The organism is Sinomicrobium weinanense (assembly GCF_018863395.1).
Classification (GTDB): Bacteria; Bacteroidota; Bacteroidia; order Flavobacteriales; family Flavobacteriaceae; genus Sinomicrobium; species Sinomicrobium weinanense.
Map to the genome: position 1 here is coordinate 156,397 of NZ_JAHKRR010000007.1, position 24,782 is coordinate 181,178.

At 46.4% G+C, this 24,782-nt stretch carries 19 protein-coding genes; 2 read left to right on the forward strand and 17 right to left on the reverse strand.

The annotated features are described in order from the left end of the window. Nucleotides 1-34: 34 nt before the first annotated feature. The 6 genes from ruvC to KN811_RS17455 form a co-directional block, all read right to left on the reverse strand. The gene (ruvC, locus tag KN811_RS17430) at nucleotides 35-589 is read right to left on the reverse strand and encodes a crossover junction endodeoxyribonuclease RuvC (protein ID WP_187967560.1); all 555 of its coding nucleotides are present in this window, start codon (nucleotides 587-589) and stop codon (nucleotides 35-37) included. A 54-nt stretch (nucleotides 590-643) separates the two neighbouring features. Further along, on the reverse strand, nucleotides 644-1,201 hold the full coding sequence (locus KN811_RS17435) for an energy transducer TonB (protein ID WP_187967559.1): 558 nt from the start codon (nucleotides 1,199-1,201) through the stop codon (nucleotides 644-646). A gap of 89 nt (nucleotides 1,202-1,290) precedes the next feature. Beyond that, nucleotides 1,291-2,460, reverse strand: coding sequence for a tetratricopeptide repeat protein (locus tag KN811_RS17440; protein ID WP_187967558.1), 1,170 nt, complete (start codon nucleotides 2,458-2,460; stop codon nucleotides 1,291-1,293). A 49-nt stretch (nucleotides 2,461-2,509) separates the two neighbouring features. Continuing rightward, the gene (locus KN811_RS17445; RefSeq protein ID WP_187967557.1) at nucleotides 2,510-4,048 is read right to left on the reverse strand and encodes a M56 family metallopeptidase; all 1,539 of its coding nucleotides are present in this window, start codon (nucleotides 4,046-4,048) and stop codon (nucleotides 2,510-2,512) included. A 62-nt stretch (nucleotides 4,049-4,110) separates the two neighbouring features. After that, complete coding sequence (locus KN811_RS17450) at nucleotides 4,111-5,514, reverse strand: M56 family metallopeptidase (RefSeq protein ID WP_187967556.1); 1,404 nt, start codon at nucleotides 5,512-5,514, stop codon at nucleotides 4,111-4,113. Further along, the gene (locus KN811_RS17455) at nucleotides 5,511-5,879 is read right to left on the reverse strand and encodes a BlaI/MecI/CopY family transcriptional regulator (RefSeq protein WP_187967555.1); all 369 of its coding nucleotides are present in this window, start codon (nucleotides 5,877-5,879) and stop codon (nucleotides 5,511-5,513) included. Before KN811_RS17455 ends, KN811_RS17450 begins: the two co-directional genes overlap by 4 nt. Nucleotides 5,880-6,035: 156 nt before the next feature. Between KN811_RS17455 and KN811_RS17460 the strand changes: the two genes are divergently transcribed. After that, on the forward strand, nucleotides 6,036-6,542 hold the full coding sequence (locus tag KN811_RS17460; RefSeq protein WP_187967554.1) for a DUF456 domain-containing protein: 507 nt from the start codon (nucleotides 6,036-6,038) through the stop codon (nucleotides 6,540-6,542). Between the two features lie 236 nt (nucleotides 6,543-6,778). On the opposite strand, the gene KN811_RS17465 is transcribed toward KN811_RS17460, so the two are convergent. From KN811_RS17465 to der, 9 genes are all read right to left on the reverse strand, one after another. Beyond that, entirely contained in the window at nucleotides 6,779-8,038 is a 1,260-nt protein-coding gene (locus KN811_RS17465; RefSeq protein WP_216334918.1) for a hypothetical protein, read from the reverse strand. Nucleotides 8,039-8,059: 21 nt separating this feature from the next. Continuing rightward, the gene (locus KN811_RS17470) at nucleotides 8,060-9,550 is read right to left on the reverse strand and encodes a calcineurin-like phosphoesterase C-terminal domain-containing protein (protein WP_187965976.1); all 1,491 of its coding nucleotides are present in this window, start codon (nucleotides 9,548-9,550) and stop codon (nucleotides 8,060-8,062) included. A 52-nt stretch (nucleotides 9,551-9,602) separates the two neighbouring features. Beyond that, on the reverse strand, nucleotides 9,603-11,582 hold the full coding sequence (locus tag KN811_RS17475; RefSeq protein ID WP_187965977.1) for a calcineurin-like phosphoesterase C-terminal domain-containing protein: 1,980 nt from the start codon (nucleotides 11,580-11,582) through the stop codon (nucleotides 9,603-9,605). 11 nt (nucleotides 11,583-11,593) lie between these two features. After that, nucleotides 11,594-12,826, reverse strand: a complete 1,233-nt coding sequence (locus tag KN811_RS17480; protein ID WP_187965978.1) for a BACON domain-containing protein — start codon at nucleotides 12,824-12,826, stop codon at nucleotides 11,594-11,596. A gap of 20 nt (nucleotides 12,827-12,846) precedes the next feature. Next, nucleotides 12,847-14,412, reverse strand: coding sequence for a SusD/RagB family nutrient-binding outer membrane lipoprotein (locus tag KN811_RS17485; RefSeq protein ID WP_187965979.1), 1,566 nt, complete (start codon nucleotides 14,410-14,412; stop codon nucleotides 12,847-12,849). 10 nt (nucleotides 14,413-14,422) lie between these two features. Further along, complete coding sequence (locus tag KN811_RS17490; RefSeq protein WP_187965980.1) at nucleotides 14,423-18,022, reverse strand: SusC/RagA family TonB-linked outer membrane protein; 3,600 nt, start codon at nucleotides 18,020-18,022, stop codon at nucleotides 14,423-14,425. A gap of 185 nt (nucleotides 18,023-18,207) precedes the next feature. Then, a complete protein-coding gene (locus KN811_RS17495) occupies nucleotides 18,208-19,185 on the reverse strand; it encodes a FecR family protein (RefSeq protein ID WP_187965981.1) in 978 nt (325 codons plus the stop codon). Nucleotides 19,186-19,378: 193 nt separating this feature from the next. After that, a complete protein-coding gene (locus tag KN811_RS17500) occupies nucleotides 19,379-19,957 on the reverse strand; it encodes an RNA polymerase sigma factor (RefSeq protein ID WP_187965982.1) in 579 nt (192 codons plus the stop codon). Nucleotides 19,958-20,342: 385 nt separating this feature from the next. Then, the gene (der, locus tag KN811_RS17505) at nucleotides 20,343-21,647 is read right to left on the reverse strand and encodes a ribosome biogenesis GTPase Der (RefSeq protein WP_187965983.1); all 1,305 of its coding nucleotides are present in this window, start codon (nucleotides 21,645-21,647) and stop codon (nucleotides 20,343-20,345) included. A gap of 412 nt (nucleotides 21,648-22,059) precedes the next feature. Between der and KN811_RS17510 the strand changes: the two genes are divergently transcribed. Further along, nucleotides 22,060-22,551: a hypothetical protein gene (locus KN811_RS17510; RefSeq protein WP_187965984.1), complete on the forward strand. Its 492-nt coding sequence runs from the start codon at nucleotides 22,060-22,062 to the stop codon at nucleotides 22,549-22,551. 238 nt (nucleotides 22,552-22,789) lie between these two features. Here KN811_RS17510 and era read toward each other — a convergent pair whose 3' ends face one another. Next, on the reverse strand, nucleotides 22,790-23,677 hold the full coding sequence (gene era, locus KN811_RS17515) for a GTPase Era (protein WP_187965985.1): 888 nt from the start codon (nucleotides 23,675-23,677) through the stop codon (nucleotides 22,790-22,792). A 157-nt stretch (nucleotides 23,678-23,834) separates the two neighbouring features. Next, the gene (locus tag KN811_RS17520) at nucleotides 23,835-24,629 is read right to left on the reverse strand and encodes a membrane metalloprotease (RefSeq protein WP_187965986.1); all 795 of its coding nucleotides are present in this window, start codon (nucleotides 24,627-24,629) and stop codon (nucleotides 23,835-23,837) included. Nucleotides 24,630-24,782 lie beyond the last annotated feature (153 nt).

Genomic DNA, 24,782 nt, shown 5'->3' on the forward strand with positions numbered 1-24,782 from the left:
TAAATATCTGGTTTCAGGTTTTAGGTTTCAAGTTTCACTTTTTGATCCGGCCTTCGTTTTGTTTTACAAAAGCGCTCCAGTTGTTATATGATTTTTTTTCGCTTGTTTTCCCTGAGTTAAAGAAATGGCACACGGCTGCAGCCAGGCCGTCGGTGGAGTCGAGGTTTTTGGGTAGTGTTTTGAGATGGAGCAGGTTTTGCAGCATTCCGGCCACCTGTTCCTTACTGGCATTTCCGTTGCCGGTAATGGCCATTTTTATCTTTTTGGGCGAATATTCGGTTACGGGAACTTCCCGGGAAAGCCCGGCTGCCATAGCTACACCTTGTGCTCTTCCCAGTTTGAGCATGGATTGTACGTTCTTTCCGAAAAAGGGGGCTTCTATGGCTATTTCATCGGGGTGATAAGTATCTATAAGTTCAATGGTCCGCTCAAAGATCATTTTGAGTTTCAGGTAGTGATCGCTGTATTTCTGGAGCTGCAGTTCGTTGAGTTGCAGGAAATGCATCTCCCTGCCTGTTACTTTAATGAGTCCGAACCCCATGATCGTAGTCCCCGGGTCTATACCTAATATGATCCTCTCTTTTGTCAAAATCTGAAAAGTTATACAGCTTAAAACAACAAAGGTACGAAGATAGAACGGGTTTCAGGGTGCTGCGGAAGAAGATACGACAGCATCGAGCACGATGGGTAGCCTGTATTTGGTAGCAACCGGGATATTCCTTTTGAGTGCGGGGTACAGGCCCGGCATTTTTGTCAGACTGACATCTATGATACTGTCCAGATCGGGCAGCCGCTTTTCGATCCTGTCGCTCTGCTCTATTTCGGAAACGGAGACCTTCCCGGTATTGGATATGAGAAACCGTACATAAACCGTATCGCTGACCCTGCCGTGCATGGCGACCTGCTGGTCTTCTATACCTGCATAAAGATGCTGTATAAAGGTCCTTTCGAAACACTGTTTCTGCTGTTCCTTGTTTGCGGTTTCGTCACAGGTATCGAACATGGGATAACGGTCTATCTCATTCCAGTTGATGTTCTCTATTTCATCGCGTACAAGCTGATCGGCAGCTATTTTTTCCTTATTCCGGTTGCAGGAAGATATTGCAGCCAGCAAAACACCCCACATCAAAATGCGCATAAACGTGAACCTGCCCAGGTCATATCGCAATATCGCAAAGAAAAAGTCTCCTGTCTTTCGCATAAAACACCCGTTGAATGCTGAAAATTACGACTTTTTGAGAAATTCAAACAAAAATATTGTGATTTCCGTGCTTTTTCAGATATAACAGGCTATTCGGCCTCCCCATTCATATGCATTTCCTTTTTAATGGCAGATATCCGCTTTTTCGCATAATTATTGTAGTATGCTCCCCGGTCGGAATTCCCGAATTTTTCAGTAAAACGCTGGTAGTATTTCAACTTTAATTCGGGGTCGGCATAATAGTTATCGGCTGTAAGGCATATCCTGTAATAGAGATGTGCGTTGTCCGGGGCCTGGGCATAGGCTTTTTGGAGATAGTCCAGACCTGTTTTGACATCTTTTTGCTGAAGGGCAATATTGGCCAGGGTTTCGTATTCGTTCTCAAAGGTCACTTTCTGTACTTCTATGGCCGTCCTGGCGTATTTTGTCGCGAGTTCGTAGTCTTTTAGTTTTAAATAGGCCTTGCTCATTGCCAGTAATGTTTTGGGGTTAGGGTCGATACCATTAAGGTCCAGGGCAGTGCCATAGGCTTCGATCGCCTTTTCATATTCTATTTGCCGTATATAGCAATCGCCCAGCCTTTCGTAAATATATGCCTTTTCCTCCCCGAGTTCCACCAGGCGTTCGAATTCGGGTACCGCCTCATTATGGTTCCCGTAATTGAAAAAGGCCAGTGCTTTCAGGTTGATAAGTTCTACCGCATCGGGATAGAAATCCAACCCCTTGTCCACATATTTCAATACCGAATCTTTCTCCCTGTGTTTCAGGTGGTATTTCCCGATCTGGTAAATGCTTTTCAGATGGTGATTGTCCAATGCGAACGCATGTTTAAAAGCGGTCAGTGCCATATGGGCATCCCCGGTGCCCTGAATACTTCGCCCCAACTGGTAGTAGTTGTCCGGATTGAGGCTGTCTTTTTCGGTAAGGGTAATAAACGTTGTTTTGGCTTTTTGGAATTTTTTGGTCTTTAAATAGAGTTTTCCCAGTTCGTTTTGGGCCAGGAGCATATCAGAGGCTTCTCCCAGTAAATTTTCATATTGTAAAATGGCCTTGCCATAATTGCCGATAGCATTATAGGCACGGGCAATCTGCAGGCTGCTGTTTGCCGAGGGGTGTTCTGCATATGCATTGATAGCCATAGTATAATTGCCCAGGGCATACAGGCTGTCTGCGGTGTGTAAAGCCGGGGACTGTGCCCCGGCCCGTAACATAACAATCAAAAAACCTAAAATCAGGAAAATATTTTTCCTAAACCACATTTTATTCATTTTTTATTCTGGTATTCACAAGGTTAAATACATTGCGGTATTACATCACAATTTTATACCGGTTTTTGTCATTTACAGTAAACTCTGTATCCGGTAGCCCTATAAAATCTACGGCCACCACATCTCCTTTTGATGCCCTGATCCTGAAATTGCCATCAAAATCAGTTACCGTACCTCGGCCCGTTCCTTTTACCTTAATATTAGCGCCGGGCAATCCTTTTGAACTGTTTAAAACAGAGCCATACACATACCCGTCATTTTTGGAAAGATCGCGATATGCCTCTACCCTCCGTTCATCCGGGCCTCCTTTTACAGGAGCATGTTGTTCATGACCTGAATCTGATAAAAGTTTGAACGTGATCGGAACGGAAAAGGGAACGTTTATCGGTTTGCCTTTCTGCTTTCCGGGGGTCATATGGGGTAATAACTTTATGATCCGGCGGGCTTCTTCTTCCAGGAACGGGGACGGACCGCGCATTTTAATATCCGTAATATCTCCTTCCTTGTTAATCGTAAACATTACAGATACCCTGCCCTGAATACCTTGTTCCTGTGCCTTTTCGGGGTAACGGAAATTCTTACGGATGTGTTTTAGCAGACTTTCCTGAAAGCATTCCCTGGGGTTTTCGGCATTTTCACATCCGGGAAAAACAGGGACTTCGTCCACGACGGCATAAGGAACATAAACAGAATCCACTCCTTCCGGCACAGCTTCAGGAGTTTCCGTATCCTTTTCACAGGAACTGTACACCAGCATTCCCAGTACCAGGGGAACCAGTACGAGATATTTGAACTGCCATATCTTTTTGGATTTTGATTTTTGTAACATCACTATTCGTTTTTTGATCAATGACGATCTGAAAAACGGATTGATGAATGATATTTTTTCGGTGTGGAACACTTCCTGTAAAAGCAAACGGTAACTTTCCCTTTTGTCCGGACCGGCCGTCCCTGCATCGGCGATGAACTCGTGCAGTTCCGCCATACGGTTTTGATACATATAGACCAGGGGATTAAACCAGAACACTATACGGAGCAATTCGAAGAACAGGAGGTCAATGCTGTGTTTTTCCCGGATGTGGACCAATTCGTGGGCAATGATATGCCTGTGGTCCTTTTTATAAACTGCTTCGCCCAGGTAAATACTGTTGAAAAAGGAAAATGCGGTATTACTGTCCGGAAGCACCACTTCTTCATAGGCTTTTTGCTTAATGATCCTTCCTTTATACCTCAACCGGAATACCCTCCCTATTTTCACGAGAAAAAGCACAAGGCTAAGGGCACTGCCTATGATCAGGACCCATTGCCAGGCAGGAAGGGAGGTGACCACTGTTGCATTCCGGACACTTTCTTCCGATGCGGGGCCTACGAGGATCTCCGGCAGGGCTATGATATATTCCTGTGGCACGGCTTTGCCCAGTTTTTCTATTTTTATCAGGGGAATGATGCAGGACAACACCGGGGTTGTCCACAGGTACAAACGGTTCCAGTTAAAGAAGGTTTCTTTTTTGAGGAACAGGTCGTACACCATCAGAAAAAACAGTTGAAATGCGATGGTTTGCAATAAATAATGGATCATATTCTCGTGTTTTATGTTTTCGGTTCTTCCCCTGATCTTTCCTTTGAAAAACTTATATCAACCTATTGCAGCTTAAATGTGATCGGGATGGAAAAAGGAACATTTACAGTTTCTCCACCTTGTTTCCCCGGTGTCATTTTAGGGAGCTTTTCAATGATACGTACTGCTTCCTCTTCTAAAAGAGGAGAAGGGCCACGTTTTTTAATGTTCACAATGTTCCCTTCTTTGTCAATGATAAACATGACGGACACCCTTCCCTGAATGCCTTGTTCCTGTGCTTCTTCCGGATAACGGAAATATTTACGAACATGCCTCAGCATTTGTTCCTGGAAACACGCTCTCGGGTCAGTGGCATTTTCACAGCCGGGGAATATGGGAACTTCATCAATTACGGCGAAAGGGACGTCTGATCCGGATGCGGAGTAATTCAGAGCCGGGTACTTGTCTTCCAGCTCCATGGCAGCTTTTTCTCCATAGCCGACAACAACCATTTCACTCAACTGCATGACCTCTTTTTTCTCCTGCTCGGTCATATGCTCTTTCTCTGCAATGGTGGCTTTTAACTGTTCTACCTGTGAAGATATAGAAGAGTCCTGTTCCGGCACTGCGGCTTCTTCATTTTCACAGGAGCTGTATACCAGCATTCCCAACACCAGGGGAACCAGTACCAGATATTTGAACTGCCATACTTTTTTTGATCTCGATTTTTGTAACATAACTATTCGTTTTTTGATTAATGATGATTTGAAGAACGGATTGATGAATGATATTTTTTCGGTGTGGAACACTTCCTGTAAGAGCAAACGGTAACTTTCCCTTTTGTCCGGACCGGCCGTCCCTGCATCGGCGATGAACTCGTGCAGTTCGGCCATACGGTTTTGATATATATAGACCAGGGGATTGAACCAGAACACTATACGGAGCAATTCGAAGAACAGGAGGTCAATAGTGTGTTTTTCCCGGATGTGAACCAATTCGTGGGCAATGATATGCCGGTGGTCTTTTTTGTAAACCGTTTCGCCCAGGTAAATGCTGTTGAAAAAGGAAAATGCGGTATTACTATCCGGAAGCACCACTTCTTCATAGGCTTTTTGCTTAATAATTTTTCCTTTATACCTCAACCGGAATATCCTCCCTATTTTCACGAGAAAAAGCACCAGGCTAAGGGCACCACCTATGATCAGGACCCATTGCCAGGCAGGAAGGAAGGTGGCTACCGTTGCATTCCGGGCACTTTCTTCCGATGCGGGGCCTACGATGATCTCCGGAAGCGCTACGATATATTCCTGTGGCACTGCTTTGCCCAGTCTTTCTATTTTTATCAGGGGGATGATGCAGGACAGCACCGGGGTTATCCACAGGTACAAGCGGTTCCAGTTAAAGAAAGTTTCCTTTTTGAGGAACAGGTCGTACACGATCAGAAAAAACAGTTGAAATGCGGCGGTCTGTAACAGGTAGTGTATCATTTTTCCGGATCTTTGTCGTTAACCTCCTTTAATATGTCTTCGAGTTCCTCCATGCTGATATCGTTCTTTTTCATAAAAAAGGAAACCATACTTTTAAAGGACCCCTGGAAATAATTGTTCAACAGTTTATTGATGGACTGATTGCTGTATTCCGATTTTTTCAACAAGGGAAAATACAGGTAGCCCTTCCCCTCTTTTTCATGTCCTACAAAGCCTTTACTTTCCAGTATCCTTACAATAGTGGACACTGTGTTATAAGCTGGTTTTGGCTCTTCAAATTTTTCTATGATGGCAGCTACATTGGCTTTTTCCAGCTTCCACAATATTTGCATGACCTCTTCTTCGGCCTTCGTTAACTGTTTCATTTGATGGTTTTTCAACTAAACTCTTAGTTTGTTAATACAAATATAACTAAATTCTTAGTTTAAACTAATTTTTTAGTTAAATTTTTCATTCCCCGGGATATCCAAAAGTCCTACACCACAGGTTTTTTTGTTACATTAGCATATAAAAGAAAACCTATGGATATTGTTCTGACCATTCTCGGCCTTTTGTGTATGTTAATCGGTATTCTGGGAAGTATACTGCCCGTATTGCCCGGGCCTCCCATAAGCTGGGCAGGGCTTTTATTACTGCACCTCACCAAGGCCGCCACCCTGAGCTGGTGGTTTCTCGGCATTACACTTGTGGTGGCCGTTACCATCACTGTACTGGACTATGTGGTCCCTGCAATGGGCACCAAAAAATTCGGGGGAAGCAAAGCGGGAATGTGGGGGACAACTATTGGCCTTGTTGTCGGGATCATCGTCCCTATCCCCCTGGGGATCCTTATCGGGCCTTTCCTCGGTGCACTTATCGGTGAAATGATCAACAAGGCGGATGGCAAGACTGCTTTGCGGGCGGCTTTCGGTTCTTTTCTCGGTTTTCTCACCGGAACTTTTATGAAACTGGTGGTGACCGTGGTTTTTCTGGTGCTGTTCCTCGTTAAGATGTGGGATTACAGAACGGAGCTGTTCTCTTTTGGGTAGGTGTAGTTTTGGAGTTCGGAGTCCTGGAGTTTTGGAGGTTTCTCTATTAAACGGTTAACAATTCCATCGCTCTTTTGTTATTGTCTCATTGTTGAACCGGACAGTATTGAGCTTTATACTTCCGTCGCTTATCCTAATAAGATCAGCAAAAATCATTTGCCTCCAATAAAATGCCCCGAAAGCATCTTTCGACACCTCCGGGGCCATTCAAAAAGCACAGAAAATATAAAACTAAATCAATCGTAATCGGCGTATCTTACGGCAAATACACAACGGTTGTCACTGCCGTATTTGGAGGTCTCATATTCGGTTAAGTTCCACAAGTACCCGGTATTTTGTTCGTAGTACAGATCTTCCGCTCCATGCGGCCAACGATAACGGCCACCATTGGCAGCGCCGTCATAGTAACGCACCAGCCTTGCGGTAGATCCCTGGTATTTGCTTTTTCCCGTAACGGCCATCAGGGTTGTAGTGCCTTTTCTGTACACGCCCTGCATGTTGTATACCGGACCGTTGTTCCCGGTTTCGTTGTCTTTGGGCTGTATAACTTCCGGAAGCGGGTTCTGGGTGATCTCTCCCTGTGCATTGACCGGAAAGCCGTAAACCTTCGGAGTCCTGCCATCGGAAGATGTGATATACTGTCCTGTCCAGAACCTTTTTTCTGAAGCGGTCCCTTCTCCCAGGGCTATGCATGAATATGGAGAGGCACCATCGATATCGTAAAACCCGGTCTGTGGCAGGATATACCGGTAGTTAAAGGCTTTGAGCGTACCGTCAGATTCCTTGCCCAGCCGGTTTTTGGAAGCATCGCCCGATACCTCAATGATCTTGTTGAGGTCAAAAACACGTACTCCGAGGCCGGTAGAAGCCACATAAATTTTCTGATTGTGGTAAGCCACTCCCCCGGCGTGGATACGCACAGGGCCAAACTCCCCCAACTGGGTATATGCACTGTCTTCTTTGTAAAAACGGTTGTTCTTGTCCTGTACCAGAAGGATATGCCTGTATTTGATATTGTTCATATCCGTAATATCTACCAAAGATACCCGAACGCCTTTGTGCTTATTTTCGACTCCGGGTATCTGTGCCGGCCCTATACCATACCAAGTAGTGAGCAGAAATCTTCTTCCTCCCCACTGGAAACCGGTAATACCCTGCGGCCTCCAGTCCGTGGTCTGTTCGTCCCCGCTGTTCCACTTAAACCCGGTCACCTGGCGGTCTGCGGGAATATTAAATCCGTATACCGAATTATAACCGCTTTTCGAGGCCGTGCGGTTAAGGTTCAGTTGAACCGGCGTCTTATATCCGTAAGAAGACAGCCGGGAAACAAAACTACTTTCGTCGGTATAGGAGAAAGTAACATCGTTTGTCGGCGTGCTTACGGAAAATTCCTTACTAACGGGAGCTTCTTCCATTTGGGGCATATCCTGGTCCTGGTCGGAACAGGAAAGCCCTGCAAGGGCAAAAAAGGCAGTAATCAAATAAGTAGGTTTCATCGTTCTTGGGTTTTTAATTTATTATTTTACAGTTTCTTTAAATACATTCCCGAAACGGTCCGTAACCTCCACCACTATATCTGAGGCGGAGGTATCCGGGTCAAAGAAGAACATGTGGTCGGTGAGTTGGGGCTCTACCCATTTTCTTCTTTCCGGGAGTTCGGGGCCTTCGTGCAGTTTTATACTCATAGGGTCCCTGGCCACCACGCGTTCCAGTTCGCCTTTGCGGATACCGTCTTCATACCATACTACTTTCCAGTCCGGGTCCCAGTTCCATACATTGGCAGCCCATCGCCCGGGATGATCGGGGTGTTCTCCTTTTTTATACACCCGGAACTGGTGATCTTTATCCAGTCCGGTGGATTTGTACTGCCAGGAAATATCCGAACCTTTTACTTTATACGTTCCGTACCCGCCCGGTGTACCGTCGTGGCATATGGGGCCGCTCCACCAGGCACCGCATACGGTACCGTGGCAGTGTTCGTAAAGGTTGTCGGCAAGTTTCATATTGTCGTTAAAGTGGGTATGACCGGACATGATATGGGCCGTAAACGGTTCGAGGAGCTTATACAGGTGCTTCCTGTTGTTTACAATACCTCCTATATGGTCCACGTCCGGATAGCGTTTTACCGAACCGGTATAAGTAGGGATGTGCAGGGACACCACCACTGTTGTGCCGGGCTCTACAAAGCTGAGGTCTTTTTCCAGCCAGGCGAGCTGCTCTTCGGTGATATAGCCTATGTATTTCTTGTCCCTTCCTATGAAAAACACATCGTCGAGCACCACGTAATGCACTTCTCCCCTGTTGAATGAATAATAGGTAGGTCCGTAGAGGCTGTTAAAAGTTCCCGTGGTCGTTTCATCACTTCGTCCGCCAAGGTCCATATCGTGGTTGCCGATCACCTGGAAGAAGGGAATATCCATTTGTTTTACCATGGCATTATAGTCCTTGAACAGCGACAGGTTGTCAAAAACAAGGTCGCCACAACCTATTCCGAAGGTGTTGGGATCGTTGATCTCTTTAACGGTCTTCACCAGGTCGGGAGTGGCCACAGTGAGCAACTGGCCGGCTTCGTACTCGTTCTGTATCTGTGTATCGGCCAGGACGAGAAAATGGTGGTTTTCATCGGATTGTTCCAGCTTTTTTAACTTAAAGTGGACATCCTGGGTTTCCCTGTCCCTGGCCAGGGGCTTGAAATAATGGGCAGAACCGTTCTCCAGGCGGTCTATGGCATAACCGGAAGGTGTACTGATATAGACAAAACCCCTGCCGTTGTTGCTTATAAATTCAAAACGACCGTCGGCATCGGTCTGCACTACGCTTATTCCGTCAGTAACGGAAACCCGGGCTATACCTTTGTCACGGGAGGTCACCCTTCCTTTTACTTTTACGGGCCTGTACAGGTCCTGGTCCAGAATGTTGGCATACAGCCCGCCGGGAAAAAGCCCCAGGGCGGAGACCCCTCCGGTGGCGAGGCCCATTTTTTTGAGAAAATCTCTTCTGTTTTGCATGGTTGTGATAGATTGTGTTTGTGGTTTATAGTTTCTGTTGTTTCAGGTTTGGTTAGCTCATATTCAATGAAAATGCCTTGGGGCGTTCCATACTTTCCGTATTTACATTTCCGAACCGGTCTGTCACTTTTATGTTTAATGTAGAATCGGCCGAAGCGGCTGTTACCTTAAACATATGGGTAGTTTCTGTTGTTTTGAAAGCGGATGTAGGTGTTTTACCGTCGTTCACCCTGAAAGCCTCGTATGACACAATATGCAGCGGGTCGAGGGTTTTTAAGCGGGTTACATCCAGTTTGTTACCGTTTTCGGTGACTTCGATGTCCCATTGGCTGTCATATCCCCATATATTGATCAGTACTTCGTTTTTTGAACCTGGGGTACCGTATGGCCCTACGTACGGAGCGAGGTCGGCATCGGTGGCATTGGGTGCAAAATCGGCTGCGGTAATATGGATCTCGTTCAGATCGTAGGCCCTGAACTGATAATCTTCGGGATAGCCCGCACTTTTGTAGCTCCATTGCATATCACTGCCGTTCATTTTCCATATCCCGTACCCTCCGGGGCTTCCGTCCTTGCAAATATGGTTTCCGGCATACCCGCTTCTGCCGGTCCACCACCAGGTGGCACAAACAGCCGCGGTATTGTGTTCCATGATCGAAGGTTCTTCTTCTACGGTATAGTTTACATGAACGTGACCTGACAATACATGGACCGTAGAAAAATCCTTAAGGCAATCTATCAGTTCACTTCCGTTCATCAGATCGAGCTGGTTGACCTGGTTTCCACCGGCATCAAGCGAAGGCCTTTTATACAAGGGGGTATGCATGGCCACCACCACAGGAGTGCTTTTGTCCGTAATTGCGGCAAGGTCTTTTTTTAACCACTCCAACTGGTCCGAAACGATTTTTTCGTTGTAATTGCGCTGACCTACATTTCCTTCACCCCCGCCACTGTTCAGGTATTCCACATCATCCAGTACTACATAGTGTATCTTTCCGAGGTTGAACGAATAATAGGTAGGCCCTATAACTGTCCTGTATTGGTTTTCCGCATCCCAGTCGTTCGCATGATAAGGGTCGTTGTCATGGTTCCCGATAAGATTGAATACCGGGCAGTTGAGCTTGTTCATATACGGTATATAATCGCTAAGGCCAAAGTTATTATCGTACCAGAACAGGTCCCAGGTCATATCGCCAAGGGTCAGCACATAGACCTTGTTGCCCTCCGCTGCGTATTTGTCTATGCTGGTATTGACATCGGGCAGTATCCGGTCATTGTATTGGTCCAGGTCGTTGTTCCGGTTGGCCAGGTGCCAGTCGGCCATGGTGATCACCACGTGTTTTTCGTTGTTGGTTTCGATCAGCGAGAAATTCTTTTGCTCTGTCGTATCTGCACTACTGCTTAAACGCTTGAAAAACTGGGGGGCATTTCCGTTATTGACTACTTCGAAATTTCCGGGAACCGATATAAAAACAAAACCTGTTTTTTTAAGTGAAGGGAGGTAGTATCTTCCCTGGTCATCGGTTACCGTTACTTCATATCCGTCCGAAACCGTTACACCGGGAATTCCCTCGCCATTGGAGTATACCACGCCCTTTACGGTCATCCCTTCGATATCCGGAAGGTCTGTATCGGCCATAAGGTTCACCAGGGTGCTGCCCAGCAGCAGGGTGGTCGCTTCCCTGGTCAGGGTAATTTTATAGTTTCCCGTGGCAACTCCTTCGGGGACAGGGAAAGTCATCGTATCTTCCGTTACAGAAGATACGATGACAGTGTAGGCTGTATTTTCATCAGCAGATGAAGTAAGCGTTATCTGGTCGCCGGCCTGAAATCCCTTTCCGTGAAGTGTTACCTCTCCTCCGGCGAGGATGTCCAGGCTTGAGGGGATGATCACTTTGGAGATATTGAGGCCATTGTCCGGATCAAAACTGTCGTCGTCCTTACAGCCGGAGAAACCGAGCCCGATACCGCTCAGTCCGGCCAGGGTGGTGAGCCCTCCTATTTTTATGAATTTTCTTCGGGTCTGTGTCATTTGTGGCAGGTTTAGTCCATGATCTGTACTTTAATGTCGTCGAGGAAAATACGGTTTTTACCCTGTCCGACTCCTTCAAGATCGTAATCGTTTCCGAGGAATTTGACCTGGGTGTCTGAAGTAGCCCCGGTAATAATAAAACTATACACCCGGTCTTCTGCCCATATATCGTTTTCTATTCCTGCATCGTCTTCTGCAGCCGAGTTCGGGATATTATCTATAACGAAATCGTCTACACTGGTTTCCCCGGCCCCAAGGGCAAACACTTTCAAAATTCTGTCGTCTACATTTCCGCCTTTGGAAATATAGGCCGCTGCTTTAAACGTTACTTTTACATCGGCGGTTCCTTCGATATTCAGTTTGGGGGAGATCAGGTCCCCTCCAACACCGGTTTTTCCCAGTTTTACAAATCCCTGGCGGGCATATACGATTTGTTGATTGCTCGATATTTTAACCGGGGTGCTCTCCCATCCGTGGTCCTTCTCTTCCTGTGTCCAGTTATCATAACGCTGTTCATCCGTGGTCACGTAAGGAACAGCACTTCCGTAAGACAACCAGCTGAAGTCTTCTTCGAGAATAACGGTATTGGACGACTGCGAAATGGTTACGGTCTGGTCCAGGTCCGGATATTCCGGAGAGCTCACGGTAAGCGATACCTCACGCCCGTCCCCCCGGTTCTCCATACCCTGAAGTACGATACCGCTCTCCGATACTTCCACCTCGGTGAGCCAGTCGTTATCGTCCACGGTATAGCTCCAGTCTACTGTTGCCCTGATCTCAATGGTAAGTTCTCCGCCTGTTGCCGGAATGGAATAGCCGGATTCGGCATCTTTCAGGGTGATATAGGGAACATTCTCTTTTTGTTCTACCGAAAACAATGTTGGTTGCTCTGTTCCGTTCACCACAATGGCAAAATAAGCATTCCGGGGTTCCAAGGTCATATTTTCGTTTACTATAATACTGAAAATACCTTCGTCGTCCCCTTCGTCGGGAAATGCCCTTACCCAGTCGTAGTCTTCCTGTCCTACCACTTTCCAGGGCTGATTGGAGCGCACCACGTATTTCTGGGTTGTGTCCTTTACATCGGCAAAAAGCCCTGAAGGGTCGCCCTCAATCATAAAATAGGGGTCTTCGGCAACATCGTCGTCGTTCTTACAGGACATAAAGGCAAGGGGGAGTAGCAATACCAGGGCAAGTATCCTTCCTGAAGTTTTCCTGATACTGAAAATATACTGTTTACTCATCTTTTTTCTCTTTGATTGGTTTAATTGCCCGATTCTATTGCTTGTTTACTCCACCAGACCGGGGTTTTCATATTGTTCTCGCCTCCCATTCTGTTCAGGGCTTCCTGAGCATTGTCGTTATTTGTTGCCATGGTAATGTTGGGATAAGCAAAGCGGGTAGGCAAAATATAGTCGTTAAATACGGTGCCTTCGCCTATGGTCAGTTCCGGGTATCCGGTGCGCCGGTATTCGTGGTAGGCTTCCATGCCTATCCAGAACAGGGCCAGGAATTTCTGGCTGGCTATCAGTTCTTCCTTGTTTGTGGCATCGTCCCATGAGGCCAGTTCGGAATTGAGGAAGGTATCGATATCGTTACTGGTAATAGTAACGGGTGTTTCGCTATACTGGCCATATTCCGCCCATTTTTCCAATGATGCGCTTACGGCATTGTTATAGTACTCCCGAGCGGCAGATTCGCCTCCTGCTATATCTCCTTTAAGGGCAGCCTCGGCGAGAATAAACTGTACTTCGGCATAGTCCATAAACCATCCCGGTGCGTCGGGGCGACAGAAAACGGCGGCGTTCAGCCACGACGTTCCCCGGTCTACTTCGATCCGTTGCTCCGGGGTGCAGCCCGATACGGTTCCCTTCCATACATTGCCGGAATTGTTGGGGTTTTTCTTGCCTATAATGGGCAAACGGGGGTCGGTGTAGGTCTGTTGCCCGCCAGAACTGGTTACCACGGTCATTTTTATCAATTGTTCCGTAAGTTTTCTTCCCGAACTGGTAAAATCTCCTTCATTAGTGATGGCAAATTGATTCCGGTACGGGTCGTTCCCGGAAAATATCACGGTGGCATTGTCTGCATTGGATTCAAAAACAGGGTATTTTGAAGGGTTGTTTAAGATCTCGGTCATTTTAGCTGCCGTTCCCATTTCACTTCTGCCGCTTACCCTGCACAGCAGGCGCAGGTAAAGGGAGTTGTTGAATTTGCGCCATTTCTGCATATCCCCGCCATACATGCCGTCTAATTCGGGTTTAAGGAAATCAGGGTTTGTGGCGTAGAGGGCATTAGCTTCTTCTAACGCTTCAAACATCTGCCGGTAGACCTCTTGCTGCGAATCGAATTTCGGCTTTAGTATGCCATCGGTCTGCCGTGCCTGGAAAGCCTCGGAATAGGGAATGTCGCCAAATATGTCGGTAAGGTTGGACATGTACATTACTTTTAAGGTCATCGCTATGGCCTCCAGCGAGACATCTTCCTGTTCCACACTGAGCTCGTGCATATGGCTGACATTGTTGCCATAGCGGGAATACATGTTCCACACACTATTCCAGTTACTTTCGCTTATGGAATAGAGATGTTCCTGCCTGGTGGTCCCCCCGGTAAATGCAGTAAACTGTATCAGTTCGTTATTCCAGAACCAGGTATAGTGCAGCCAGGCATTGGCCCCGTTATACAACAGGGGTTCAAACATTCCGCTTGCTTTTATATCTCCTACCAGGGTGGTATTGGGGTTGGTATTGGTATCTTCGAAATCACCGGTACAGCCCACGGCAAAAAGCAGGCCCAATCCGATAGTCATTATTTTGTTTACGCTTGTCATCTCAGTAGTATTAGAATGAAAGTTTAACATTTAAACCGTACGACCTGGTCATGGGGAAAGCCATGGACTCTATTCCTGGATGGATATCCGATCCGTTGAGCATCCCGGTTTCCGGGTCGTATTGCGGAAAATCGGTCCAGGTGAACAGGTTGGTGGCAAAAGCCCCTATACTGGCACTTTGTAAAAATCCGGTCTTACGGCATATTTCAGCGGGAAAATCGTAATCCAGTCGTACCTCCCTCAATTTCAGAAAAGAAGTGTCGAAAGTATTCATCTCTACATTATCCCTGTTCCATACATAGGTGTTGTAATAGGTTTGTATGCTGTTGGTTACCGTAGTGTTTTTGGTATAGGTTACTGTTCCGTCCGAGTGTTCGATTTTATTAACCCCCGGGTGTACGAGGCCGTCATACCTTCCTTCCAGTGAGTTTTTGAGTTTTCCCTGGTAGGAAAGGGCAAAATTGGTAACGGAAAAAGCATTTCCTCCCCATTGTCCTGAAAATGCTGCCATTAGTGAAAGGTTTTTGTAGCGGAAACGCTGTACCATACCACCTCTCCAGTCGGGGCTGACCCTTCCTATCCTCCTGTCGGGATTGGTGTCGAGCAGGGGATATCCTTCTTCATTTACTATATGCATTCCCGAAGCATTGACCTGCTCTCCGTTCTCATCCGTATAGAAAGCTCCTTCCGGTGCCCTCTGGAATCCTTTTCCGTAAATGACATTCATTTCTTCACCGAGGTAGGAATATACAAAAACCCGGCTTCCTATGGTGGTCCCCCGGCCGGGGTGATAGGGTTCGTCAGGGTCCCAGCCATCCTGAAGGCTTACCAGCCTGTTGATGTTTTTTGACCAGGTAAGGTCGAACGACCAGTTAAAATCATTCGTTCTTACCGGTACAAAAGTTGCGGCTACCTCAATACCCTTGTTTACAATTTCTCCCGCATTGATCTTTCTCCCGGTTGCCCCGGTAATCTGGTCGGTTGCAACCGTAATGATCTGATCGGTCATGGAAGAATGGTAAAGGGCGAGATCGAGCGAAACACGATTCTTAAAAAACTTGGCTTCCAGTCCGGCCTCCCAGCTCTCCACGTTTTCCGGCTGAATCAGGGGGTCCGGAATGGTCCCCGTAAGCACAGATCCCCCGGGGAAGGAAGTAGTACCGTATGACTGGTCTAACTGATAGGGACTGGTATCATTACCTACATTGGCCCATGACAACCGCAGCTTGAGCATATCTACCCAGGGTGCATTTTCTCTGAAATTGAATATTCTGTCGGTAAGTATACTGGCTGCCACGGAAGGGTAAAAGTAAGACCAGTTGCCCCGTGCCAGGGTACTGGACCAGTCGTTACGGGCCGTGATATCCAGAAAATAGGTGTCGTCCCAGCTCAATGAAGCCATTCCGTACAGGCTGTTGATCACTTTTTTACTGTGGTAGTCATACACACTGGGAATTACCCCGGTAGGAAGATTGGTGGTATGGTATACCCCTTCTTCTCCCAGTTCATCCAGGGTGGTTTTACTGTTGTGGTATTTATTGGTCATATTGTTCCCTCCGAACATCAGGGACAGCCCGAAACGGTCTTCCACGAGAGTATTGTTGACATACCTCAGCATAAAATCGGTATTCATCTCATACCTGCGTATGGTTTGCTCCCTGTAAAAGCCGTTCTGGTACCCTGCTGTATAAAACGGTTTTTGTTGTGTGCGGAAATCATTAGACCAGTCGAGCCCGGACCTTACATCGAGTGTCAGGCCTTCCATGAGGTCGAACGAGAGGCTCATATTTCCGAACAGGCGGTTCTTGTCGTTTCCGTTCAATGCTTCATACAAGGTTCGGTAAGGGTTAAAAGAATTTGCCGACGGAAAAACCAGCCCCTGCCCGTTCTGGCCCTGGGCATTCCAGTTGGTATAGTTGTAGCGTCCTTCAAATTGCTCTTTTTTCCATTCGTCTATACTGTTCACATTAAATCCCCATACCAGGGAATACATGGGGTTGGTCTCGTCATATCCCCCCACGGGCATATTATCGCTCTTCCTGTTGTAGTAATTGAGTTTCGTACTCAGCTTGATCTTGTCGTGTAAAGGGGTGGTAAACGACAGTGATACCGTACGTTTATTAAACCCGGTATTGGGTAGTATCCATTCGTTTTCGTAATTGGTAAACGAAAATCTCGTGGAGGTCCCTTCTCCGTTGCCTCCGCTTATGGTTACCGTATTGTTGGTAGTTATCCCGGTCTTAAAGAGCCCTGTATACCAATCGTCCTGGTATACCCACGGCAGCTTGGTAAAGGTATTGGTGTCCCAGTTTTTGGAGGCATACAGGTAACGCATTTTATTGGGGTCGAACTTTTCCCCGAAAGTATACCTCGAATAACGGCGGGGCGTAGCTACTCCGTCTGGTGCCATATCTGCACTGAGTTCCCACATGGAGAATTCTTCCATTCCCATATCGGAACCATTACCGTATTCAGTCTGAAAATCCGGGAAATAACCCGCACGTTCAAAGGTGAGGGAGGAGTTTATGGTAACCCCGAGCCCTTTGTCTTTACGCCCGGATTTGGTAGTGATAATTATCGCCCCGTTTGCGGCCCTGGAGCCGTAAAGTGCTGCAGCGGCCGGACCTTTAAGTACCGAAACGGATTCTACGTCCTCCGGGTTGATGTCACTGGCCCCGTTACCGTAATCTACGGGTGCGTCGGCCTGGGCGTAATTACTTACACTTCTTGTTGCCGTCATGCCATCATAAATAGGGATCCCGTCCACTACAAACAACGGGCTGTTGTTGCCGTAGTTAAGTGAAAGGTCACCCCTGAGACTTACTCTTACCGATCCGGCCGGCCCGGTACCGGCAGAAGAAAAAGACATTCCCGCTACTTTTCCCGACATATTGTTCATCCAGTTCCCGGTAACTGTTTTGGTAAGGTCATCGCCTTCTACCTTAGAAATGGCATATCCCAGTGATTTTTCTTCCCTGGTAATGTTCAGGGCGGTAACCACCACTTCCTCAAGAGAACTCACATCTTCCTCCAGCGTGATCTCCAGAAAGGATTGATCGCCTACTGCAACTTCCCGGGTCACATATCCTATAAAAGATATCAGAAGCACCTCGCCCCCCTTCGGCATATTGATCCGGAAGTTTCCGTCAAAATCGGAAGTTGTACCTACGGAGGTCCCTTTTACTATAATCGTGGCTCCGGGAAGAGGAACACCATCGGCATCCCTTACAGCACCGTTTATAACCCTGCCCTGTGAAGACAACCGGGTTACGGTTATGGTATTATTGATCTGCTTAAACATGAAATTTTCCCTGGATTTCAGATCGTCCAGTATTTCGGAGACGCTTTTATCCGGGTAAACAAAAGTGTATGTTCTGGATGTGTTTAACACTTTCTCGTCGTATACAAAGGTAAATTCCGTCTGCTGCTCTATTTCGGAAAACAACTGTTTTACAGTAGCGTTTTCCAGCTTTATGGTAACATTTACAGTTGTGGTGTTCTGTATGTCCGAAGCATGTGCATGTGATGTAACTGGAGAGAACACCAGCAGCACCATACAAATACAGGCATGTACCGTATTGAACAATAATTTTTGTAGTTTCGTATTCATTTTCTGGCTATAAGGTTTTGCTTCACCGGAATACGCCTGCAAGCATATTTTCCAGGTGAGCGTAATTACTTGATTGGTCCTATCTCCGTTTCCGTCTTATGCGGAGAACCCGGCTACAAGCGGTTAATTCCGGAGATACCCATTTCTGCTGCAACAGGAATGGGTTTTTTGCTTTCGGGCATATATTACATAGGCTTTGGTTTTTGTTTATTAGACATTTCCGTTATCTCTATTTTTCCCTGGTCGACAAACCGGTAATCTACCTGTTTCAGGAATTTTATGCTTTCCAGGATGTCCCGGAGGCTGCTACCCGTATATTTTCCGGTTATGGTCTTTTTTTCCAATGCTTCACTGGCGAAAGTGATCTCCACATCGAACCATTTTTCCAGAACATCGGCTACTTCTCTCAGTGTGTCGTCTTCCATAATGATGATATCGTCGGTCCAGGCGTTGTATTTATCTGAATCTGTCCCGGATACCACAAATTCTCCGGAGTCTTCCCGGTACCGTACCTGTTCGTTCTTCGTGAGCACTACCTTTCCTCCGGAAGGCCTGGTATCAGCGACCCGGACTTTCCCGGTGTTGACGCTTACCCTCACCTCTCCTTCGGAATAAGCGTTTATATTGAATGAAGTCCCCAGCACCCTGGTCTCCAGCTTACCGGTTTTTACCACAAACGGCCTGTCGGGGTCCCGGGCCACTTCAAAAAAGGCTTCTCCCCGGAGTACCACTTCACGGGTATCGGAAAAGTGTTCGGGAAAACGCAGTGAACTTTCCGCATTGAGATAGACCGTAGAACCATCCTTCAGGGTGATTTCCCTTCTTTCTCCCCTCATGGCTATCTCTTCTGTATATTTTTCGTTCCCGAAATTGAAATAGCAGAACAGCACAGTACCAACAAGGAGGGCTGCCGAAGCGGCTATCCCGGCAATGCGGTACCACGGCAGGGAATGATCTTCCTTCGGCTTACTTTCACCCGCAGCTATCCCTTTCCTTATTTTGTACAGCATACGCAAACGCCTTTTCTCAACTTCATTCCATTCCCATCCCAACTCTCTTTCCTGGAGCTTATTGAAAAAAGCCTCTACAACCTGCTCTTCTTCAGGAGTGCAGTGACCATCAGCGTATTTTTCCGCCAGTTTTATGAATTCCTGTTTTTTCAAGATATGCTTTTAACTGTAAGTCACATAAACAGTAAAGGACACGTAAGAAAAATGAGAAAAAAGTGAAGCCTTAATCTTTTGGTAAAGCCGGCAATCCGGGTTAACCTTTTGCTAACATTGAGTTTTCAATCGGAAAATACAGCTTTGGTCCCTGTGAAAGTGAATGTGCTGAAATTGACAGTCAGAGAGAAAATCAGAAGAGGAACAGGACAGCTATGAAACACCAGGAAGCGATATGCAGGTTCATCTTCAGGTATTTGAGCGCATTGCTGATGTGGGTTTCTACGGTACGGACGGAAATATCGAGTTTTTCGGCGATCTCGGCATTGGTAAGGCTGTCCACCCTGCTCATGCAAAATACCTCTTTACAGCGATAAGGAAGCCGGTCTACCAGGACAAACACTTCCTTCTCGAGCTCCTGGTATTCCATTTGCCGGTTCACGGAAGGAATGGTAGACAGGCCCGAAAGTGCATCTGTATGCTGTACGGTAAATTTCAGGTCCCTTATAGAATTGGCAAGTTTATATTTTACAGCCCTGAAGAGATAGCCTTCGAGATTTTTGACCGACAATTCTTCCGATCTCTCCCAAAGACGAATAAAGATCTCCTGTACCATGTCTTCACATACAGCTTCGTCCCCATAGATCTTATAGGCATAGGAAAACAACCGTTTCCAGTACCTGTTGAATATTTCTTCAAAGGCAGCCTGGTTCTTTTGTTTGAGTTGTACCAATAATTCCTCGTCGGACATCAGGGGGGATTTTCTATTCATTTTTATAAATAAACCGGGTGAACAAATGAATTGAAATATTTAAAACACTCAAAAAAACGGGGTTTAACATTGTGTTAACTCCTCATTAATTTATTTTTAATTGCTATAAAAATAGAAAAATCTTTATTTATATCGCATTAAAATGCAATTCCGTCAATATTATTGTTATTTTTTTCAAGATTGCATCAGGCTGTAGAATTCCACATTACGGGAAAATAATGCAGAAACCTGATATATCAATATGCAGTCCCCCTCTGCCTTCGGCATCTCCCCAAAGGGGGAGAGTTGTATATTTCCTATACCAGAAGGAAGCTAATAATAATGTTTAAAAGACAACTTTCTTCCCCCTCGGGGGAGATGCCGAAGGCAGAGGGGGACTCTCAAACTATTTTTTCCGGAAATACACATCTATCGGAACACCGTGAAAGCCAAAATGATCGCGCAGTTTGTTTTCCACAAAACGGCGATACGGCTCCTTGATATACTGGGGCAGATTGGCAAAAAAGGCAAATTGCGGCATCGGGGTGGGAAGCTGGGTGCAGAATTTTACCTTGATGTACTTTCCCTTGTTCGACGGTGGAGGGGTGTGCTCTATAATAGGGAGCATCACTTCGTTCAGCTTTCTGGTAGGGACCCTTTTGCTTCGGTTTTTATAAACTTCCACCGCGGTCTCTATGGCTTTGAAGATCCTTTGCTTGTTAAGTACGGATATGAAGATGATGGGAACATCGGTAAAGGGTTCCATATTTTTTCTGATCCGTTTTTCAAATTCTTTTGTGGTTTGGGTGTCTTTTTCCACCAGGTCCCATTTGTTCACAAGGATCACAATGCCTTTTCTGTTGCGTTCGGCCAGCCAGAAGATGTTCTGGTCCTGTCCTTCAAAACCACGGGTGGCATCGACCAGCAGCAGGCAGATGTCGCAGTGTTCTATGGCCCTTACCGAGCGCATTACGGAATAGAATTCGAGGTCTTCCTTAACCTTGGCCTTACGCCTTATGCCGGCAGTATCTACCAGGTTAAACTCAAATCCGAAGCGGTTGTAACGGGTATCGATACTGTCTCTGGTAGTTCCTGCAATGTCAGTAACTATATATCTGTCCTCCCCGATCAGGGCATTGATAAAGGACGATTTTCCCGCATTGGGGCGCCCTACCACCGCAAACCTGGGCAATTCGTCTTCTTCTTCTTTCTCTTTTTCAGGCAGAACCTCTACCAGCGCATCCAGTAGTTCTCCTGTACCGCTGCCGTTAATACTGGAAATGGTATAGTATTCTCCCAGGCCGAGGGCATAGAACTCCACGGCATCGGCTTCGCGTTTGGAATTATCCACTTTATTGACTGCCAGCAATACCGGTTTTTCGGTTTGACGCAACAACTGGGCTACGTCCTCGTCCATCCCCGTAATGCCGGTTTCCACATCTACAATAAATATAATAGCATCGGCCTCGTCTATGGCGAGCTCTACCTGCTTGTCGATCTCCTGTTCAAAGATATCGTCACTCCCAACTACATATCCGCCTGTATCTATTACGGAAAACTCCTGTCCGTTCCAGTCCGACCTGCCGTAATGCCTGTCTCTCGTAACTCCGCTCACAGCATCGACAATGGCCTCCCTGCGCTGGATCAAACGGTTGAACAGCGTCGATTTCCCTACATTCGGCCTGCCTACGATAGCTACTATATTGCTCATGTGAAAAGTTTTAACGGCGCAAAGGTAATACTTCCTTTTTTAAGAAACTAAGTTTTATCCCTTCGACAGGCTCAGGGCATCGCCTTCGGTTCTTTTATGTGTTTTTCCGGGCTGGCAAGGGGAGGTTAAATGATTGATAGGAGATTGAAATGTTAAAGATCAATCTCCCGATAGTTATCGGGCTTCAACCTTCTATCTATCTTCTTTAATCTTATTATTTTGCACCGCATAGCCACGGTTGCTGAACCCTTCGACACTTCGACACTTCGACAAGCTCAGTGCAGGCAAGCTCAGTGCAGGCAGGCCCTGGATAAACTAAAGCCGAAGTATAGCTTCGGAATAAGAAAACAGGAATGAAAAACACTGATTTCTTGAAAAAAATGCTTATTTTTAAGCAGCTAAAAAACAGATAATGAAGACCCTTGGTGACCAAATTGCCCTTGACCCGCAATTTGCGGTGGAATTACCCAAAAACAAGAACTCTGTTTTATCTACACTCCTGCGAGTTAACAATCCCAGCTACAAGATCACCCGTGTGGATGACCGTATCTTTATCGCCATGTCTGAAAAAAAAGAAGAATGGTGGTCGCCGCAACTTCAGTTGGAGGTCAACCGGATCGATGAGTCCAGGAGTATGCTTTCCGGATGGGTGGCTCCCAGGTCATTGCTCTGGAATACCCTGCTCGGCCTGCAACTGCTGGCAGGGTTCACCTTCATGGGCTGTGCGATCTGGGTTTATTTGAACTGGACAGCCGGGACGGTCATTCTTCCGCTGGTACTGGCCATTTTAATGGTACCTGCCTGGATTACGCTCTATTTTGTCCGCAGATCGGGAAAGTCAAAAGGAAGGCCTTTTATTTACGGGTTTTACGAGTTTCTGAACAACCGGGCATTGCTGAACTGACACTCCTTCTAAAAATAGGAACGACTTATTAAAAGTATATTCCCTTATAGATTTTTCAAGACTTTTTATTTAAAATGACTTGAATTCAGATCATTTTCATGGAAAATTTGATTTCATTTCAAAACAATTTACTCCATCAAATCCAGAATATCTCAAATGCTTATCTTGCAATAGACGACACGGAGACCGGAATCGGCAATAAAATCCCACTCTGGCTTTTCGGTTTCTTATATTAACCCTACCTCCGGTTATATCCAAACCGCCGCAACTGCCTGTCGTTGCTCCTCCAGTCTTTGTTGACCTTTACGAAGAGTTCCAGGTGTACCTGCTTGCCAAAAAAGGCTTCGAGGTCCTTGCGCGCTTCCATACCCACCTTTTTCAATGCCGCTCCCTTATGGCCGATAATGATCCCTTTCTGGGATTCCCTTTCTACCATGATCACAGAGCGGATCCTGATGATCTTCTCTTCTTCCAGGAACTCTTCGGTCTCTACCTCTACCGAATAGGGGATCTCCTTTTTATAGAACAACAATATTTTTTCACGGATAGCCTCATTGACAAAGAAGCGTTCGGGCTTATCGGTGATCATGTCCTTGGGATAGAAGGGCGGGGATTCGGGAAGCAGTTCCAGGATACGGTGAAATACTTCCGGGACATTAAAATTTTTGAGGGCAGAAACAGGAAATATCTCGGCATTGGGGAGTTTTTCCTTCCACATCCCTACCTGGGCTTCGAGCTCTTCCTGGGAAGAAGTGTCTATTTTGTTCAGCAACAGTAATACAGGGATCTCTGTCTTCCTGAGCTTGGTAAAGAAAGCCTCGTCCTTAAGCCCTTTTTCCCCGATCTCCACCATATACACCAGCACATCAGCATCCTCAAAAGCCGATTTTACAAAGTCCATCATGGACTCCTGTAATTTATAGGCCGGTTTTATAACACCCGGAGTGTCTGAAAAAACCACCTGGAAATCCTCACCGTTCACGATGCCGAATATCCTGTGGCGTGTGGTCTGGGCCTTGGAAGTGATAATAGACAGCTTCTCCCCTACCAGGGCATTCATCAGGGTAGATTTCCCTACATTGGGATTTCCTATGATATTTACAAAACCTGCTTTGTGTTCGGACATGAATAGAGTTTAAGGTTCAAAGTTTCTCCCCCTCTGCCTTCGGCATCTCCCCCAAAGGAGGAGAGTTTTATATTTTCTATACCAGGAGAAAGCTAATAATAATGTTTAAAAGACAACTTTCTCCCCCCTCGGGGGAGATGCCGAAGGCAGAGGGGGGCTATTTCCCACCATTGGCCTGCAGGTCTGCTATGCACAAGGGGTCGAGTTCGGGGATGCTTCCTCCGGAGATCACATTGGAGAGGTCCCCTCCCGATTCGGCCAGGTAATACATGAGGCAGTCTTCTACATCACAGTGGTGACCGTGATCTTCATCCTGGTGGTCTGAAGTCAGATCAGTTCCAAAATTCACCAATCCCAGGAGATGGCCGAATTCGTGTTGCATTACCGTGCTTTCAAGAACAGTCCGGCTCGGTGTCCCTGTCCGGGCGGCAATGTCCTGGATTGTAGATTCGTAAATGACGAAAGAAGTATTCCAGTAAGCTGCGCCCAATACCACCTTATTCCCTTCGTCCTGGTCCGATTTCTGGTCGGCAAAAAAGACAAATACGGCGATCTCATCTTCATAGTTATAGTTAGCACGTAACTCCCTTTCTATTTCAGCCACCCTTTCAACACTATAAACCGTATCTCCGGGAGATTCTATCGCGGTCATTTCCACATCAATACCATCCGGTTTGTGCATGCGTTCACCGAGAAAATCTTTCAGGTTCTCCACAGAAGCAGCATTTGGTTCATATCCCTGTACATATAAGATTTCAAGAACGATCCTGGAATATTTTTCGTCCGAAAGCAGGTCTCTTGCCGAGCTCCCGGTTGTCTGACGGTTAAGGGTTTCGTCTATTTCCGGGGGGGTTATCCCTCCGTTACCATTATCATCACTCGAGCAGCTTACAACACCGGTAGAAACGGTTACCACCAATAACAGCAGCCACAATATCTTTTTTGCCGTCATATCAACACTTTTGTTAAGCCCGTAAAGATGCAAAAGAATTGTTAAAAAAGCAATATAAAAAAATTGCAATGCCTGTAACACAGCTTTTCAACTCTTCACTTGCCCATATTACTCCTTCAGCTTTTCAGAATTGTCATTGGTCGATTTTAATTG

What these genes read in the sequence shown, in the direction of transcription:
- KN811_RS17485 (WP_187965979.1), bottom strand. Translation starts at nt 14,412, where the DNA reads ATGACAAGCGTAAACAAAATAATGACTATCGGATTGGGCCTGCTTTTT.
- KN811_RS17450 (WP_187967556.1), bottom strand. Translation starts at nt 5,514, where the DNA reads ATGATACACTACCTGTTACAGACCGCCGCATTTCAACTGTTTTTTCTG.
- KN811_RS17480 (WP_187965978.1), bottom strand. Translation starts at nt 12,826, where the DNA reads ATGAGTAAACAGTATATTTTCAGTATCAGGAAAACTTCAGGAAGGATA.
- KN811_RS17460 (WP_187967554.1), top strand. Translation starts at nt 6,036, where the DNA reads ATGGATATTGTTCTGACCATTCTCGGCCTTTTGTGTATGTTAATCGGT.
- der (WP_187965983.1), bottom strand. Translation starts at nt 21,647, where the DNA reads ATGAGCAATATAGTAGCTATCGTAGGCAGGCCGAATGTAGGGAAATCG.
- KN811_RS17445 (WP_187967557.1), bottom strand. Translation starts at nt 4,048, where the DNA reads ATGATCCATTATTTATTGCAAACCATCGCATTTCAACTGTTTTTTCTG.
- KN811_RS17520 (WP_187965986.1), bottom strand. Translation starts at nt 24,629, where the DNA reads ATGACGGCAAAAAAGATATTGTGGCTGCTGTTATTGGTGGTAACCGTT.
- KN811_RS17470 (WP_187965976.1), bottom strand. Translation starts at nt 9,550, where the DNA reads ATGCAAAACAGAAGAGATTTTCTCAAAAAAATGGGCCTCGCCACCGGA.
- KN811_RS17510 (WP_187965984.1), top strand. Translation starts at nt 22,060, where the DNA reads ATGAAGACCCTTGGTGACCAAATTGCCCTTGACCCGCAATTTGCGGTG.
- era (WP_187965985.1), bottom strand. Translation starts at nt 23,677, where the DNA reads ATGTCCGAACACAAAGCAGGTTTTGTAAATATCATAGGAAATCCCAAT.
- KN811_RS17475 (WP_187965977.1), bottom strand. Translation starts at nt 11,582, where the DNA reads ATGACACAGACCCGAAGAAAATTCATAAAAATAGGAGGGCTCACCACC.
- KN811_RS17435 (WP_187967559.1), bottom strand. Translation starts at nt 1,201, where the DNA reads ATGCGAAAGACAGGAGACTTTTTCTTTGCGATATTGCGATATGACCTG.
- KN811_RS17500 (WP_187965982.1), bottom strand. Translation starts at nt 19,957, where the DNA reads ATGAATAGAAAATCCCCCCTGATGTCCGACGAGGAATTATTGGTACAA.
- KN811_RS17440 (WP_187967558.1), bottom strand. Translation starts at nt 2,460, where the DNA reads ATGTGGTTTAGGAAAAATATTTTCCTGATTTTAGGTTTTTTGATTGTT.
- KN811_RS17455 (WP_187967555.1), bottom strand. Translation starts at nt 5,879, where the DNA reads ATGAAACAGTTAACGAAGGCCGAAGAAGAGGTCATGCAAATATTGTGG.
- KN811_RS17490 (WP_187965980.1), bottom strand. Translation starts at nt 18,022, where the DNA reads ATGAATACGAAACTACAAAAATTATTGTTCAATACGGTACATGCCTGT.
- KN811_RS17465 (WP_216334918.1), bottom strand. Translation starts at nt 8,038, where the DNA reads ATGAAACCTACTTATTTGATTACTGCCTTTTTTGCCCTTGCAGGGCTT.